A 17674-nucleotide genomic window follows, 5' to 3' on the forward strand; every position below is an offset into this window, starting at 1 on the left:
ATGATACAAATAAATTTAGAAAATAAGGAAGCATTGGTTGGTGCCAGTTCTGGTGGTATAGGTTGCGCAATAGCACAACAATTAGCCTTACATGGTGCATCTGTCACTTTAATGGCTAGAAATGAAGAGAAGCTGAAAATTGCACTTGCTACATTAGATAGGAGTAGAGGACAGCAGCACCGTTATCTTGTCGTAGATTTTAATGATTTTGAAGAATACCAACGTGTAATATCCCAGTATTTTACTCATCATGTTGTTGATATATTGATTAATAATACCAATGGTCCGAAGGCCGGCACTATTGCAGATCAATCATTAGCAGACTATCAACGGGCATTTGACTTATTATTTAAGACTCACTGTTATACGACAGATCTGGCATTACCTCATATGAAAAGTGCGGGTTATGGGCGTATCATTAATGTTTCTTCGTTAACTGTAAAAGAGCCAATGTCAAATTTGGTATTATCGAACACAGTGCGTACGGCATTAATGAGCTGGAGCAAATCATTAGCGAAAGATGTTGCCGTTCATAATATAACAGTTAACAGTGTATTGACAGGTCTATTTGATACTGCGCGCATTCAATCATTGACACAGATGGATGCGGAGCGTCTAGATATACCGTATGAAGAGGCTTTGTCTTTGCGATTGAAGCAAGTTCCCATGAATAGATTGGGCAGACCCGAGGAGTACGGTTATCTTGTCGCCTTCATCTGTTCTGAGTATGCGAGCTACCTCACGGGATCCAATATTCCACTTGACGGTGGCATGATGAATGGATTTTAAAATAAAAGCCCTTAAGTATTTACTTAAGGGCTTTTATCTGTTTATTTTCTTAATTCAGTACGATTTCTGTATTTACTGTGATAGCCACATCTGCTGCGACAGCTTCAACCCCTGATGGTAATTTATCATTATATTTCATTCCGAAATCAAAGCGATTAATAGTAGTTTTCGCAGTGAAACCAGCCCGTGTCTTTCCCCAAGGATCAGTAATGATTCCTCCGTTCTGAGTAACGTCAAAAGTAACTTTCTTTGTCACATCTCTGATTGTTAGATCGGCGATTAATACATATTTTCCTTTTTTACCCTGTTTAAAAGAAACAGATTTTAATTTCATTGTTGGATATTTCTCTGCATTGAAAAAGTCATCTGATTTTAAATGGCCGTCACGAGCATCTATTCGTGTGTCAATACTGTTGACATCAATCGTGAAATCTAATTTTGCATTATCAAAACTTTCTTTGTTCGGAGCATCAATGGATCCGGATACTTTCGTGAATTCACCATCGACAAAGCTTATCCCTAAGTGATTTACATCAAATCTTGCGTTTGTATGTGCAGGATCTGCACTCCATTTTACTTGTGCTAAGGCGCCATTGATCATTAAGACTGTGGCTGCTACAATTTTCAATAAATTATTCATAATCTTTCTTTTTATCTTTTTTAACAGTAATCTTGTTCAAAATGTTTGTCGATAAACAAATAAATTGTTGTATTAACTTGTACAAAGATGACGAATAATGCTGTTTTAAAAATTGACCTACATCAATAAAATGTACTATTTTTTTGGTTTTAGGATCTGCCTTTTTAATCGGCTTAAAAACTCTTGTGTAACTCCGATATAAGATGCGAGCTGCAAATTAGATATTCTGGGGTATATTTTTGGATAACGTTTAATAAAATCCAGATAGCGCTCCTGCGCCGTAAATCCCAGAGCCGCAATGATGCGATGTTGTGATGCTACTTGAGCTCTTTGGGACATAATTCTGAATAGCCGTTCTACTTGAGTACAATTAGTGAAGAGTTTTTCTTTCTGTTCTCTCGAGATTATTAGTATTTCAGAATCTTCTAAAGCTTGAATATATAATTGAGCGGGTTCTTGATCATTGAAGCTGGCAATATCTGATATCCACCATTCTTCTATAGCGAAGTATAAAATATGTTCTTCTCCATTTGGAGTCAAATAGAAAATTTTAAAACAGCCTTTCTTTACAAATCCTTCAAAATTGCATATTTCCCCTGCCCGCAGAATGAAGCTCTTTTTTTTTACATGTGTTTGGGTGTAACTAGACGTGATCTGTTCAAGTTGTTCTTCTGTAACGGCTATTCTTTTTTTTATGTAATCCTTGAAAATGTCCATGAGATAATTAATTCTGAAATGATATTAACTAGAGACTTTAATAAAAGAAATTTCTTCTAAAGTATCAGAAATCCCAAATACTTTGTATCCATGTTGATGTAAAGAGTTTAATAACTCTTTTGTTTTTTCAATTCCATTATCAAAAAATCTTTCGTGTATTTCTAATAAAATCTGGCGGATCTCGATGGATGAATTTAGAATACTTTCTATGACGCAATATTCTGAGCCTTCAATATCCATTTTTAGCACATCGATGTAGCTATGGTTGTTTTCAGATACAATATCTATAAGTGATTTCATTTGTACTTCTACCATATTATTCTCATCAACATTTTGATGGTTAATGATGGAGCCGGAGACATGCTCTTTGTTTTTTGGTAAATTGAAATGGGTTATTCTGGTTTCCTTGTCCAATCCGAACGGATGAAAATGAAATTTGGGAGATAGATCTGATCGTTGCGCTATCCATTCAATTGATTTCGGTGTTGGGTCATAGCCATGGACATGGCAATTGTGCTTTTGTATAATGGCATCATCAAAAGAAGTGTCTTGTCCTATTCCAAAAGAGTATACAATCGCATCGGGATGCAGCAGATCTGGATTGACAAAAAATCCACCATAAGAATTTCCGTACCAAACATGTGGACATTTATGTTCGATCTTGAATGATGATATTTTTCCAGAAAGTATTTTATATTGCTTCTTCAACGTGTTGATTAGGCTTGGACTCATATAATTTGTATGTTTGATGGTGGTCGTAAGTTACGATAAAAATTAATTTTAATGATATTCTAATTAATTTAAGGGTGTTAGAAAACCGATTTTTGTTAATTTTTCTGACGCTGCCAATCCATTGGGATTGCAACCTAGTTTTCCTTCAGGAACTTCCAGTCCTTGTTTGTTATAAAAATCTTTCCAAAAGTTGTCTATTTCACCCGTAGCAGGATTGATGAAGGTCATGGGCTCTAAGGTAAAAATTTGAGATTTTCTAAAAGCTCTTTCGATAAAATCGGAACAATAGTAAGTGTTTTCATTTAAAATATAGCTCCAATTGTACGGTTTTCCCAGCATATTTTTTGCAGTTTTTATCGCTAGGGGTATAGCTTTCTGATATTCTTTTTTTAGTCTGTAAACGACTAAATTGTTTTGATTATTTTTTTGAGAATCATAAAAATCTTTTAAGTTTTGACGTATGGATCCATTTTTGGAACTTGCGTGTAAAACAAAAATAGAATCATGCTCAACTTCTAAGAGTCCAATGTGATCAAAAGAATTTTTTTTGTCACGTTGTGTCACACGGTTTATAGCTCCAGATAGATTTTCTTGTTCCGCCTCTACAAAGATAAGATCACCATTTTTAAGGTTTTTAGTTTCAACTTTTTGAGCAAAACAAAGTTGGGATAAAAGTATAACTAGGATGCTGAAGAATATTCTTTGTGCTTTCATGGCATAAATTTACATGCAATTTGATGTAAATAGAATCATTAGCTAAAAATAATTATGTAATGATAGAATGTTTGTATCTTTGCAAGATGGGAAAAATGTATAATGATGTGGTGGAATTATTGCCCGAATTGATTCATTGCTTCAATAATCATTTGATGTTTGATAGCTTAGAGGAGGAAGATGTAATTTCATTTCTTCCAATCGAAGATGAAGAAGTTGCGAAAGAATTTGTAGCTCATACAAATAAGGTATTATCCGACCACTTTGAAGTTGAGGATGGTGAATTATGTTATCCTGAAGACAGTTATTTGGATAAAATTGACAATCCTATTTTCTTTTGGAAGGATTATTTAGGATGCTTTTTTAATTTTGAATTGGTTGAGGATTTGTTGGATAGAGAAGATATAAGAGGAACAAGTTTTGGAACTTACCGAATTACCCATATTGCCTTTATTAACGAAGTAAATAAACGGATCAAAAAAAGAAGATTAAATGGAATAAACCTTGAGTATCGTGTTATTCCAACTCCTTTGGACAGCAATAAACATTGGAATCGTACATACGATAAAGAATTTTAATCAAATCATTATCTATCGTTTTAAACGTTCGCTAAGTACTGTTTTTTTAATGTTTTGTATTTAGTTTTTTGTAAATTGCCCTATTATTTTCTAAGCTATCAGAATAGCTAGCAGTATTCTTCTTGTTTAAATTCCGTTGAAATGAAATATATTTTATTCGTACTTCCAGTCATGGTTTTCATGAGTTGTTCCAATGCGCAACAAGATAAGCCATTAGAGCAGTTAGATAAAAAGTCTGCTCGTGAAGTGGTTTTAGTGACCGAAGTGAAGGGTGATTCAGTCCTGCATATTACTAAACAGCATATCTGGTTTAATGGAGAGCAAATTGCTTCTCAAAGTGATACGATCATTACAGCAAAGAAAGTGAATACCTGGAGTGTTGGGGATTCTGCTCAAACACTTAGTGAAGTTCCTATTTACGTAACCGTACAGTAATTATGAGAAAAAAAACATCTTCAGCGATTAAATTAGTATTAATTACTTCCGTTTTGGCCTCATGTGGAACTGCTCAGTCTCCTCCGGAGGATAAAAATAAACAGCGTGTTTTTATGCGTGCTGATTCTACTGCTCCTTATACAGAAGTTACAAATGATTATAAGGATCAGCATCGTACGGGAGGAGGTATGGGGTCTTCTCTTTTGTGGTTTATGGCCTTTAGACATCTTGGGGGAGGAATGGGATATGCGAACAATAATCTAAATCCCAGTTCTGTTTCTGGTACTAATGCTAAAAAATCTGCTGCATATCAAGCAAAGCGAGGTGGTTTTGGCAATACTGCTGCTTCTTCCCACTCTTCTTCTGTCGGTTCATAATGAAAATTAAACATCTTACGATTGATCCAAATTGGAAATCTAGATTAACGGCTATTGGATATGGTTATCATTCGGATCATGATGAACCTTACTGGATAGATAATTATTACTACGAAATCACTAGTAATGAAGCAGACACTATTTATCAAGCAACAGCTGAGGTTTGGGATATGTGTCTAAAAGCAGTTGAACATGTGATTGCAAATAAGCTTTACGCTTTATTTCATATTCCCGATCATATGGTACCTCATATCGAACAGTCGTGGGAAAGTGAATCTCCTTCAATTTATGGTCGTTTTGATTTTGCTTATGATAGCAGTAAAAGAAAATTAAAGTTACTGGAGTTTAATGCGGATACACCGACTTCTTTATTTGAGTGTGGCATTGTCCAGTGGTATTGGAAAAACCATTATTTTTCAGAATCAGTCGATCAGTTTAATAGCGTACATGAGCAATTGATCACTTCTTGGAAAGATATTAAACCTTATCTCAAAGGTGATATTTTGTATTTCACTTGTGCAAAGGAGACATTGGAGGATCTGACCAATGTAGAATATTTAAGAGATACGGCCACACAAGCTGGCATCCAAACACAATTGATCTACATCGACGATATTGGTTGGAATGGAAATTCATTTATTGATTTAGAGGGTGACTCGATCCAATCTATATTTAAATTGTATCCTTGGGAATGGATGGTACATGAGGAGTTTGGGCACCATATTCTCAATGATATCAATAAAACTCAATGGATAGAGCCTTCATGGAAAATGATACTGTCTAACAAAGCTATTTTACCCATATTATGGGATTTGTTTCCGCATCATGATAACTTATTGCCAGCTTATTTTGAAGAGCAGAGAACACTTAGGAATTACATTAAAAAACCTATTCTATCCAGGGAGGGTGCTAATATCGCAATGTATTATGATAAGGAGCTCATTTATTCAACATCTGGTGCATATGGACATGAAGGGTATATTTATCAAGAGCTGGCCACACTTCATAAAGAAGAATCGGGTTTTTCTATCATAGGCAGCTGGATTATTGGACAGGAACCGTGTGGTATAAGTTTTAGAGAATCGACTATGCCCATCACCACGGATAAGAGTCGATTTGTTCCGCATATCATTAAGCATTGATCAAAAATTGATGATCCTTTTTATCCCAAATAGACTATTTACTTTTTGGACATTCTAATTCCTGCTTTAAAGTCCGGAATATTTGTTCATATTCTTGGAACCGATGTTCTCTTATCGGCCGAATGTACGGTTCAGTTTTAAAGTATAGCAACATGCATGGTGCAATTTGTTTGTACTTCGGTACATACTCATATGTAATGAATTCTCCATTAGCAATACGCTGTTTTATTTTATTATGATAAGGATACATCTATTTATATTAGCAATATATTAAAATTACTTTTTTTTATTAAAAACAGCTATTATTCTTTGTTGAAAATTATATAAAAACAAAACTAATTTAGGTTTGTTGTAGCTATAAATCAATAAGAAAGGAATAATATTATGAACCTTATTCACAAAATTGAGCATTGGGGTGATACGCATCATCCGCAATGGATAGATTACCTACGGATTGCTGTAGGATTCTTAATTTTAATCAAAGGAATGAGCTTTGTTGGTGATCTAGATCGGGTTAGTTCTTTGGTGCAGCAAGTTAACTATACATTTTATATTTGGGGAGGGGTGCATTATATTGTTTTTGCCCAGATTGTCGGTGGGATGTTTATTATTTTTGGCTTCCAGACCAGGTTAGCTTGTCTAGTTCTTTTGCCGATCTTGTTTGGTGCTGTATTTTTTGTAAACTTAACGCATGGATTTAGTTTTCTTAATGGAGAATTATGGTTGTCCATTGTTGTTCTACTTTTGCTTATTTTATTTCTTGTTATGGGTTCGGGTAAATATTCATTAGATAATTTAATGAATAGACCTGGTTATGAGAGAAAGATTTAATATTGATTATATCAATTCAAAAAAAACCTCCTGCAATTCATGCAAGAGGTTTTTTTATTTTTTCCGTATAGAAAACTATTTTTTATTTTTTTCAATCCAAGTACGGGCATTTACAAATGCTTCTAACCAAGGTGTCACTTCATCTTGACGATCCTTCGGATAATTTGCCCAATTCCATTGGAATGTTGAGCGCTCAATATGTGGCATGGTTACCAAGTGACGACCAGTTTTGTCACAAAGCATAGCTGTATTATAATCAGAGTCATTAGGGTTTGCAGGGTACTGATCGTAAGCGTACTTAGCAACAATATTATATTGTGACTCTTCTTCAGGTAAATTGAATTTACCTTCACCATGTGAGATCCATACCCCTAATGTTGTACCAGCTAACGTTGATAACATGATCGAGTTGTTTTCTTGAACGGTAACGGATAAGAAATTAGATTCATGTTTCTGTGAAGTATTATGAAGTAATTTACCATGAACTCCGTGTTCTGGGTTGATTAATTCTAATTCCATAAACAATTGACAGCCGTTACAAATACCTACCGACATGGTGTCAGGACGTTTAAAGAAATTTTCTAATGCCGTTTTAGCTTTTTCATTGTACAAAAATGCACCAGCCCAACCTTTTGCAGAACCTAGAACATCAGAGTTCGAGAATCCCCCAACAGCACCAATAAATTGAATGTCTTCTAGTGTTTCACGTCCTGAAATTAAATCAGTCATGTGGACATCTTTTACATCAAATCCCGCTAAGAACATCGCATTTGCCATTTCGCGTTCAGAATTTGAACCCTTTTCACGAATGATAGCTGCTTTTGGTCTAGGTTTTGATTCGTCTATTGCAGGTTTCAACCCCGTGAAGTGATTTGGGAATACAAAATTCAATGGCTGATTTTTGTAATTATCATAACGAGCTTGAGCAGTTCCATTTTTAGATTGTTTTGAATCTAATAGGAAAGACGTTTTATACCAAGTATCACGAGTTTCTACAACATTGAAAGTAAACGTGTCAGCATTATTTTTGAAGGAAACTTCTGCACCTGAGATTGCTTCTCCAATCTTAACAGCATCAATACCAGCAGCGGCGAAAGTACTTTCAAATGTAGCGTCATCTTTTGCCTGTAAAACAACAGCAATGTTTTCATTGAATAGTGCTTTTACAGTATCTGCTTCACCTAAGCTTGATAAATCATAATTTGCAGCTAAGTTTACATCTGCAAATGTCAGTTCTAATAAAGTCGTAATTAAACCTCCTGAACCAATGTCATGACCAGCTTCAATTTGTCCAGCTTTTATTAAATCTTGAATCGTATTAAAAGCCGTTTTAAAATATGTTCCATCTTGAATGGTTGGAACTTCTTTACCAATCTTGTTTAAGATCTGAGCGAATGAAGAACCGCCTAATTTGAAACTATCTTTTGATAGATTGATATAGTATATAGAACCAGCATTTTTATTTAGCACAGGTTCTATAACCTTTGTAATATCCGTACAGTTACCAGCTGCAGAAACGATCAAAGTACCTGGAGCTATGACATTGTCACCGTTCGGGTATTTTTGTTTCATCGATAGTGAATCTTTTCCTGTAGGGATATTGATTCCTAATTCCAAAGCAAAATCTGAACATGCTTTGACAGCTTTATAAAGGCGAGCATCTTCACCCTCGTTGTTACAGGCCCACATCCAGTTTGCCGACAGTGATACACCTGCAAGACCATTTTTAATAGGAGCAAATACTAAGTTTGACAATGATTCGGCAATAGCCGTTCGACTTGCCGCTGCAGGGTCTATAATTGCTGCTACGGGGGAATGACCTACTGTAGTTGCTACACCTTCTTTACCTTTGTAATCTAATGCCATTACTCCCACGTTATTCAATGGTAATTGTAATGGACCAACACATTGTTGTTTAGCAACACGTCCGCCAACACAACGGTCAACTTTATTGGTTAACCAATCTTTAGAGGCTACTGCTTCTAATTGCAGCACTTGTTTTAGGTAAGTTGGGATATTTTCAGTGCTGTAATTTACATCTGCGTAATTTCTAACGACAGTTGTATCCTTCATAATTGTTTTGGGAGATGACCCGAAGAAATCTTCTAAGGCATAATCCATTGGTTTTTCACCGGTTGTTTTTGATTCGAAAGTGAAACGGTGATCTCCTGTTACATCGCCAACAGTGTACATTGGAGAGCGTTCGCGATCGGCAACGCGTTTTAACGTGTCAATATCTTTTTCACCGATCACTAATCCCATTCTTTCCTGAGATTCGTTACCGATAATTTCTTTTGCTGATAGGGTAGGATCACCTACAGGTAGTGCATCTAAATCAATTAGGCCGCCTGTTTCTTCTACTAGTTCTGAAAGGCAGTTTAAGTGACCTCCTGCACCATGATCATGAATAGATACAATTGGATTGTGATCGGATTCCACCATTCCACGAACTGCATTTGCGGCACGTTTTTGCATTTCTGGATTTGAACGTTGAATTGCATTTAATTCAATACCGGAACCGAAAGCTCCTGTATCAGCAGAAGAAACTGCTGCTCCCCCCATACCGATACGGTAATTTTCACCACCCAGTATAACGATCTTATCACCAATTTTTGGAGTATGTTTTTTTGCCTGGTTCAATTTACCATAGCCTATACCACCAGCCTGCATGATTACTTTGTCAAATCCTAATTTTCGGGCATCTTCTTCATGTTCGAATGTTAAGACCGATCCTGTTATTAAAGGCTGTCCAAATTTATTGCCAAAATCTGAAGCACCGTTGGAAGCTTTGATTAAAATGTCCATTGGAGTTTGGTATAACCATGGACGTTCTTCCATCGCTTGTTCCCAAGGACGGTTTTCTTCTAAGCGGGAGTAAGACGTCATATAAATCGCTGTTCCTGCTAAAGGTAATGATCCTTGTCCTCCAGCTAAACGGTCGCGAATTTCACCTCCTGAACCAGTTGCTGCTCCTGAGAAAGGTTCAACGGTAGTTGGGAAATTATGTGTTTCTGCTTTTACAGAAAGTACAGAGTCAAATTCTTTTTCTTCGTAAAAATCTGGCTTATCTGCAGATTGTGGTGCAAATTGGGTGATCCGTGGGCCTTTAACAAAAGCTACGTTATCTTTATATGCCGAAACGATTTCGTTGGGATTTGTTTCAGATGTTTTCTTAATCAATTTGAAAAGCGATGTCGGCTGTTCTTCGCCATCGATAATAAAAGTACCGTTGAATATTTTATGGCGACAGTGTTCTGAATTTGCTTGAGAGAAGGCAAATACTTCTGAGTCGGTTAACTTACGATCTAATTTTGTTGCTAAGTCCGAAAGATATTGAACTTCCTCAGGATTTAAAGAAAGACCTTCTTGTTTGTTATAAGCATCAATATCCTCAATTTCTAAAATAGATTCAGGAGCAATATTGATGGTATACATTTCTTGTGTCAATGACTCATATTTTTGAGAAATCATTGGGTCGAAATCGATAAAATCAGCTTGTGCCTTATGGAATTCTTCAATTCGAATAATCCCTTGAATACCCATGTTTTGGGTTATCTCTACGGCATTGGTACTCCATGGAGTAATCATAGCTGCACGAGGACCAACATAATAATCGTTTAAGGTTGCTTTTTCGATTTTGGTAGCGTTTCCAAATAGCCAGTTTAGTTTAGAGATATCATCGGTTGATAAATCTTGTAGGGTTTGCACACCGTAAACGATGTCGCTTGGGTTCACAAAGAAATGAATCATTATAACTGTAAGTTTTGAACGTTCTTCAAATTAAAATACAAATTTACGTTAATCCTTTGACTTATTAGGAATGAAAAGTGCTAAATAATCGTAAAAATATTTTTTACTCTTAAGCGGTTCATCTTTTGCTTGATCTCAACTTCTTTTTAATTTTTGAAGTACTTACGATTTTAAGTTTTATATGCTGTAAATGAGCTGCCCATACGTTTTCTTTTTTTATTACTTAAATATAGAAACTGAGCCAGTCTATAAAACTGAATTGGTTATTTACATACAAATTTTAATATTATAGGTAGTAATAAACTCTCAAGGGTAGAGGATAAAACGATAAATTTGCATGGATAAGACTGTAATTATATTGCGAATCAGAGCAAATTTATCTAAGTTTGTGCGTAAAATAAGATTCTAAAATGAATATTTCATATAAGTGGCTTAAAGATCATATCGATATTGATAAAAAACCAGAAGAGCTTTCTTTGATTCTAACTAACGTAGGATTAGAGGTTGAGGTTTTAGATGTGGTCCAAAGTATACCAGGAGGTTTAGAAGGGTTGGTCATAGGGGAAGTAAAATCATGCGAACAACATCCGAATGCAGATAAATTGAAAGTTACAACGGTTGATGTTGGTCAGCCCGAGTTGTTAAATATTGTCTGTGGAGCTCCAAATGTAGCAGTCGGTCAAAAAGTTATTGTTGCGACAGTTGGTTCAACAGTTCATCCAACTAGCGGTGAGCCTTTTAAGATCAATAAATCAAAAATCCGTGGTGAAGTTTCTGAAGGAATGCTCTGCGGGGAGGATGAAGTTGGTTTAGGCAATTCGCATGCAGGTATTGTAGAACTTCCTTCAGATGCTGAGGTTGGTACACTTGTCAAAGATTTTTATCAGATCGAAGATGACTACCGATATGAAATTGGTTTGACTCCGAATCGTGCAGATGCAGCTTCACATTTAGGTGTCGCTCGTGATATTGCCGCATATTTTAGATCTGAAATGAAGCAAATTGATCTTTCTAAATTTAAAGAAGGGTCTGGTGTCAATACAGAAGTAATTGTAGAAAATCATTCCGGCAGTCCAAGATATTCAGGAATTAATATTTCAGGTGTTAAAGTAACTGAATCCCCTGATTGGTTAAAGGAGCGTTTAAACGTTATCGGTATTCGTCCCATTAATAACATCGTTGATGTTACTAATTTTATATTACATGACTTGGGTCAGCCACTTCATGCTTTTGATCAAGATAAGATTGCAGGTAATAAAATTACTGTAAGACAAGCGAAACAAGATGAGATTTTTGTCACTTTAGATGGTTTTGAGCGTAAGCTTTCTGCTGAAGATCTTGTTATTGCCGATGCTGAGAAGCCAATGTGCATCGCTGGTGTTTTTGGTGGTGCTAATTCAGGCGTTTCAGAATCGACTACAAACATATTTTTAGAGTCAGCATATTTTAATGCAGTTTCAGTACGTAAAACAGCAAAGCGTCATCATCTGAAAACAGATTCTTCTTTCCGATATGAAAGAGGAACTGATCCAAATATTACCGTTAATGCCTTAAAAAAGGCGGCTATTCTGATTCAAGAGATCGCTGGTGGTGAGATCACTTCTAATATTACCGATATTTATCCTGCTGTTATAAATCCATTTGCTTTTAATGTCAATTACCATAATGTCCGTAAATTAATCGGTCAGGATATACCTAATGAGGAAATAAAATCAATTATAGTTGCCTTAGGTATCGGTATTGAAAAAGAATCGGCAGATAGTATTGATGTATTAGTTCCTGCTTATCGTGTTGATGTTACGCGTGAGGTGGATGTGATAGAAGAGGTTTTGCGTATCTACGGTTACAATAACGTCGCATTGAAACCACAGATAAAGTCATCTTTAAATACTTCAGAAAAACCTGATAAAGAGGTTGTTTTAAATCAACTAGCAGATTTGCTTATTGCAAATGGTTTTAGAGAAATTCTTTCGAATTCATTAACGAAGTTGGATTATGTAAATGATGAAGCGACCGCCGTTCGTTTGTGTAATCCATTAAGTTCTGATTTGGATACCATGAGACAAAATATGTTGTTTTCAGCTTTAACAGCAGTTTCTTATAATCAAAAGAGAAGAAATTCTGATTTGAAGGTTTTTGAAATTGGAAAAACATATTCGATCGATGGTGAGGGATATAAAGAGAAACAGCACTTGGCTATTGCTATTAGTGGAAAGTTGGAAGTTGAGCAATGGAACAATAGTAAGCAATCGGTAAATTTTTACAATCTGAAAGCGGTTGTCGATCTTATTTTGAAAAGATTGAAAATTGAAGGACTTCAGTTGGAAGATGCACCTACCGATCATTTCGCTTACGGATTAAGTTATATGAAGGGTACAAAACCTTTAGTAACTTTCGGAGCGGTATCTGATGTTGCTTTATCCAAAGCTGACGTCGATGGGCAAGTGTTTTTTGCTGATTTTGACTGGGATCAAATACTGAAGATCATCCGTAAAAATGTTATTAAGTTTAAAGAGGTATCTAAGTTTCCTGCTGTAAAACGTGATTTATCGTTGTTGATCGATGAAGCAGTTACGTTCAAACAATTGGAAACAATCGCGCATAAAACCGAACGTAAACTCTTAAAAGAGGTTAAAGTATTTGATGTTTATAAGGGAGACAAGATTCCTGCAGGCAAAAAATCATATGCTTTGAGTTTTATTATCGAGGATGAGGAAAAAACTTTAATGGACAAACAAATTGACGCAATAGTTCAAAAATTAATTCTTAACTTTGAGAAAGAAGTAAACGCAGAAGTGCGTGGTTAATTTGAATAATAACATTTAATTGTATAAATTTAGTATATGGCAGCATTATCTTCACAAATGAATATTATCGTTGAGAAAACGAAAAATTTGATTCAAATGTGCGAAGTCTTGCAAGAAGAAAATGATTTACTTAAATTAGAGGTTCAATCGCTTCAAGTCGCTTTCAATACGAGTAGCGATAAGAATAAGCAAATGGAGGAGCAAATGAAAGCAATGGCAGTTGCTCGTTCTCTTGATAGTTCTGAAGCCGATAAGGATGCAATTAATGAGAAAATACTTGACACAAAGCAAAAAATTAACGATTTTGTGCGAGAAATAGACAAATGTATTAGTTTGTTGAAGTAAGTGAAGAGTGTAGTACAAGGATAACTTACTAATACAACGTAAAGCTCAAATAACAATGGGAGAGATTTCCATCAAAATAAATATCGCTGATCGTGTGTATCCGCTACGTGTTGATACAGCAGAGGAGGAGATAATCCGCCATGCAGCGAAATTGATTAATGAAAAAGTAAAAGAGTTACAAGATAGCTATACTGTTCGTGATAAACAGGATTTATTGTCAATGTGCGTCCTTCAGTACGCAACAGGAATGTTGAAAGCTGAGCGACAAGTTCAAACACAAGATCAAGGTTTAGAGCAATCAGTTCATGAACTGGATCAGCTATTATCTAATTTCTTTACAAAATAATCGTTCTTTATAGCGCTTTACTAAACGAATTTGCCGCAGTTGAATTCGGGTTGTCACTATTTTAAACTTAACGCTTCAATATTACAGGCGAAAAAGATGTAGGTCATTTTGCGTAAGCCATCTGGACCATGATCATAGCCTAATCATATGATATAGAAGTTTAATAATATTAGATACCCGTTATTTAATTGCGGTTTTTTTTTGAAAATTATAAATAAATAAAATACATATAAACAATTAATATTACATGGACATCGCAATTTATATCATACTTTCTCTGATTGTTGGTATTGCAATTGGCCGTTATCTTTTAGCTCTTTTGTTTAGTAAACAAACAGCAGAAGCTCAAGAAAAGGTGAAAAGCATTATAAAAGAGGCAGATCAAGAAGCAGAACATCTGAAAAAGAAAAAGCTTTTAGAAGCTAAAGAGAAGTTTCTACAGCTAAAATCAGAGCATGAAAAAGAGGTCAGTCAGCGAAATAATACAATCAGTCAAAAGGAAAATACCTTACGCCAGAAGGAACAATCTGTCAATCAGAAGCTTGAGAATTTAAACCGCGAAAAACAAGAATTAGATGGAACCCGTAAACAGCTTGAAAAGCTTGTTGAAGTAAATGAAAGTAAGTCTGAGGAAGTCGAGCAGTTAAAGTTACAGCAGATTAAACAACTGGAAGGTATTGCTGGAGTTACAGCGGAAGAAGCTAAAAATCAACTGGTCGACTCTTTGCGTGAAGAGGCACGTTCACAAGCAATTAGCCAAATTAAAGATATCGTTGATGAAGCTAAATTGACAGCAACAAAAGAAGCTAAAAAAGTGGTCATCCAGACCATTCAACGTACGGCTACAGAATCTGCTATTGAGAACACGGTTTCTATTTTCAATATTGAGAATGATGAAATCAAGGGCCGTATTATTGGACGTGAGGGACGTAATATTCGTGCATTAGAAGCTGCTACTGGTGTTGAGATCATTGTTGATGATACCCCTGAAGCAATTATTTTATCGGGATTCGATCCTGTTCGTCGTGAAATCGCTCGTTTGGCTTTGCACCGTCTTGTGACAGATGGACGTATCCACCCTGCGCGTATTGAGGAGGTAGTTGCAAAGACACGTACACAGATAGAAGACGAAATTGTTGAAATAGGTGAACGTACAGCTATTGATCTTGGTATTCACGGTTTACACCCGGAATTGATCCGTATGGTCGGTCGTATGCGTTACCGTTCTTCTTATGGACAGAACTTGTTACAGCACTCCCGTGAGGTTGCAAATTTTGCAGCTACAATGGCAGCAGAGTTGGGGTTAAACGTTAAGCATGCAAAACGTGCTGGTCTTTTACATGATATTGGTAAAGTGCCTGATGATAATCCAGAATTGCCACATGCTATTTTGGGAATGCAACTGGCTGAAAAGTATAAAGAACATCCTGATGTTTGTAATGCTATCGGTGCTCACCATGATGAAGTTGAAATGACGGCAATGATTTCACCAATTGTACAAGCTTGTGATGCTATTTCAGGAGCTCGTCCTGGGGCTCGCCGTGAAGTCGTGGAGAGTTATATCAAACGACTAAAGGAGTTAGAAGATCTAGCATTATCTTATCCAGGCGTTGAAAAAACTTTCGCTATACAAGCCGGTCGTGAATTACGTGTTATTGTTGAAAGTGAAAAGATATCTGATGCACAGGCTGAGATTCTAGCCGCTGATATTTCAAACCGAATTCAGACTGAGATGACTTATCCAGGTCAAATTAAAGTAACTGTTATTCGTGAAATCCGTTCTGTCGCCTACGCGAAATAAAACGAGATTTTAAAAATATAGCTTAAAACTAAGGCTGTCTCATTTATTTGAGACAGCCTTAGTTTTTTTTAATGATTTGAGCTATATTTTGAGCTGTTAAGAGGATGTTTTTACTGTTATATATTCAAAGTAGCTCATTATTCTACGTAACATGGAAAGCAGGAGCATGTGATTGATCTTATCGCGGTATAGTTTGCGCACAAATCCTTCTGTTTATTTTATTTCACCATACTGCAAAGCAAAGTTGTTACATGGATTTTTCGTTTCGCTTGACTGAAAAATAAGCTCCCAAAGATGATTATGAAAAGATTCGAGTAAAAATAACACTTTCCGTAGGTGCAGAGAGTTTCTGCGAGGAGTACTTTGGGTTTTAACAGGGGGCTAAATAGTATTGCAACGTTACTTGTTTGTAAATCGTTTATTCTTAATAGTTAAATAGGGTTACCTTAAAAGCATGTTACGTAGCGATACTTAAAGGCCATCCCGAATTTTCAATATGCCGTGTCGCAATATGAACTACCCAGAGTATCGAAATGTATCGCCATAATGCACGATACTATGGCTATGGAGATAAACCAATCGGCCATAGCGCGTTGCTTTATTGCCTTTGCGCATCATGATTGACTAAAGGCGCATAGTCAGTCCGCCATATTGTGATATATGTAGGCGGGAGGGAGAAATCAATAAGCCATTGTGCTTTGCTTTACTGCGTTTACGCAAAATGATTTCTACATTTATCGTGTCGAAAGGTCCAAGGTTCCATTGTCTTTTATGTATTGTAGTCACTCTAAACTTAAATAGAGAACATCCTGGCATAAAGCATATGTTAAGATATTTTTGCTTCTGAGCGTGAAAATATCATCCCTTGCTATCTAGTCTCTAATAAGAAAAGCTGTCTCTTAAGTAATTTTTGAATATTTGTACCGTAATGAAAATAAGTGTTTTAGATTTCTTTTTGATCCTATTTAGTGATTAAGATGTATTATTGGCATTATATTCGGTTTTCAACAGAGTAGTTTTATTTAGAGACTGGCTTTTTTTGTTTTTAATCGCTATTTCGCCTTACTTTCAACTTTTATTTTTAGTATTTTTGCAGTTCATATTGCATAGCAACTATAACGCAGATCAGATGAAGAAAAAGCAACCGCCCGTTCAAGAAGTAAAAAGACCAGTTGATCAATATTTTGAGAATTTAAATGCAAATTTTCAGAATCCTACGAATCGAATTTTTCAAATTATTTTTTTACCGTTATTCTTTTTTGGTTTAATGGGACTGATTTGGATGATTCCATTTCCTCAATTTGATTTTTTGGTTAAATTGGGATGGCATACTTTTCTGAACTGGGGTTCATTTTTTATTGCCGTGCTTATCTATTATTATTTAAAGCTTTCTCCAACACTATCTTATGCTGTTTTACTATGTATAGGCATAATGAGTTATTTTATTGTGCAACTCGAATATATTGAGCGGGATGGTGGACCAAGTGTATTACTTGTTTCTGGAGTGATTACAGCAGTTTCTTTAGCTGCATTATGGTGGGGTAAGTCTAAAGAGAATAAAGCTATTTCATTAGGTGAATTTTGGACATTAATTTCCGTAGGTCCTATTTGGCTTTGGCATTTTGTTTTTAGAAAGGTTAAGCTAAAATATTAAAACTTATATAGTTATT

Annotated in this window: 16 protein-coding genes; 11 read left to right on the top strand and 5 right to left on the bottom strand. The window is 35.7% G+C overall.

The annotated features are described in order from the left end of the window. The gene (locus HCX49_RS14070; protein ID WP_206368487.1) at positions 1-789 is read left to right on the top strand and encodes an SDR family oxidoreductase; all 789 of its coding nucleotides are present in this window, start codon (positions 1-3) and stop codon (positions 787-789) included. 49 nt (positions 790-838) lie between these two features. Here HCX49_RS14070 and HCX49_RS14075 read toward each other — a convergent pair whose 3' ends face one another. The 4 genes from HCX49_RS14075 to HCX49_RS14090 all read right to left on the bottom strand — a co-directional run bounded on the left by HCX49_RS14075 (position 839) and on the right by HCX49_RS14090 (position 3592). Then, positions 839-1429: a YceI family protein gene (locus HCX49_RS14075; RefSeq protein WP_132770128.1), complete on the bottom strand. Its 591-nt coding sequence runs from the start codon at positions 1427-1429 to the stop codon at positions 839-841. 135 nt (positions 1430-1564) lie between these two features. Further along, positions 1565-2146 (bottom strand): Crp/Fnr family transcriptional regulator, encoded by a 582-nt coding sequence (locus tag HCX49_RS14080; protein ID WP_132770126.1) that lies wholly within the window; start codon positions 2144-2146, stop codon positions 1565-1567. Positions 2147-2170: 24 nt separating this feature from the next. After that, the gene (locus HCX49_RS14085; RefSeq protein WP_132770124.1) at positions 2171-2878 is read right to left on the bottom strand and encodes an FkbM family methyltransferase; all 708 of its coding nucleotides are present in this window, start codon (positions 2876-2878) and stop codon (positions 2171-2173) included. Positions 2879-2941: 63 nt separating this feature from the next. Further along, positions 2942-3592: a YiiX/YebB-like N1pC/P60 family cysteine hydrolase gene (locus HCX49_RS14090; RefSeq protein ID WP_132770122.1), complete on the bottom strand. Its 651-nt coding sequence runs from the start codon at positions 3590-3592 to the stop codon at positions 2942-2944. Between the two features lie 86 nt (positions 3593-3678). On the opposite strand from HCX49_RS14090, the gene HCX49_RS14095 reads away from it, so the two are divergent. The 5 genes from HCX49_RS14095 (at position 3679) to HCX49_RS14115 (ending at position 6955) form a co-directional block, all read left to right on the top strand. After that, positions 3679-4170, top strand: coding sequence for a hypothetical protein (locus HCX49_RS14095; protein WP_021191216.1), 492 nt, complete (start codon positions 3679-3681; stop codon positions 4168-4170). A gap of 141 nt (positions 4171-4311) precedes the next feature. Beyond that, entirely contained in the window at positions 4312-4605 is a 294-nt protein-coding gene (locus HCX49_RS14100; RefSeq protein WP_021191215.1) for a hypothetical protein, read from the top strand. A 2-nt stretch (positions 4606-4607) separates the two neighbouring features. Continuing rightward, positions 4608-4982 (top strand): hypothetical protein, encoded by a 375-nt coding sequence (locus HCX49_RS14105; protein ID WP_132770120.1) that lies wholly within the window; start codon positions 4608-4610, stop codon positions 4980-4982. Further along, positions 4982-6124 (top strand): glutathionylspermidine synthase family protein, encoded by a 1143-nt coding sequence (locus HCX49_RS14110; protein ID WP_132770117.1) that lies wholly within the window; start codon positions 4982-4984, stop codon positions 6122-6124. The genes HCX49_RS14105 and HCX49_RS14110 overlap by 1 nt, the downstream gene beginning before the upstream one ends. 384 nt (positions 6125-6508) lie before the next feature. Then, on the top strand, positions 6509-6955 hold the full coding sequence (locus HCX49_RS14115; protein WP_132772605.1) for a DoxX family protein: 447 nt from the start codon (positions 6509-6511) through the stop codon (positions 6953-6955). A 75-nt stretch (positions 6956-7030) separates the two neighbouring features. On the opposite strand, the gene purL is transcribed toward HCX49_RS14115, so the two are convergent. Beyond that, on the bottom strand, positions 7031-10705 hold the full coding sequence (gene purL / locus HCX49_RS14120) for a phosphoribosylformylglycinamidine synthase (protein WP_168127442.1): 3675 nt from the start codon (positions 10703-10705) through the stop codon (positions 7031-7033). Positions 10706-11115: 410 nt separating this feature from the next. On the opposite strand from purL, the gene pheT reads away from it, so the two are divergent. From pheT to HCX49_RS14145, 5 genes are all read left to right on the top strand, one after another. Then, on the top strand, positions 11116-13512 hold the full coding sequence (pheT, locus tag HCX49_RS14125) for a phenylalanine--tRNA ligase subunit beta (protein ID WP_168127443.1): 2397 nt from the start codon (positions 11116-11118) through the stop codon (positions 13510-13512). Between the two features lie 36 nt (positions 13513-13548). Beyond that, positions 13549-13857 carry a hypothetical protein gene (locus HCX49_RS14130; protein WP_021191211.1) on the top strand — a complete coding sequence of 103 codons (309 nt, stop codon included), beginning with the start codon at positions 13549-13551 and terminating at the stop codon, positions 13855-13857. Positions 13858-13912: 55 nt separating this feature from the next. Beyond that, complete coding sequence (locus HCX49_RS14135) at positions 13913-14203, top strand: cell division protein ZapA (RefSeq protein WP_021191210.1); 291 nt, start codon at positions 13913-13915, stop codon at positions 14201-14203. A 247-nt stretch (positions 14204-14450) separates the two neighbouring features. Further along, positions 14451-16004, top strand: coding sequence for a ribonuclease Y (gene rny, locus HCX49_RS14140; RefSeq protein ID WP_132772610.1), 1554 nt, complete (start codon positions 14451-14453; stop codon positions 16002-16004). A 1129-nt stretch (positions 16005-17133) separates the two neighbouring features. Beyond that, on the top strand, positions 17134-17658 hold the full coding sequence (locus HCX49_RS14145; RefSeq protein ID WP_031289036.1) for a hypothetical protein: 525 nt from the start codon (positions 17134-17136) through the stop codon (positions 17656-17658). Positions 17659-17674 lie beyond the last annotated feature (16 nt).

Source organism: Sphingobacterium sp. B16(2022), from assembly GCF_012030425.1.
Classification (GTDB): Bacteria; Bacteroidota; Bacteroidia; order Sphingobacteriales; family Sphingobacteriaceae; genus Sphingobacterium; species Sphingobacterium anhuiense.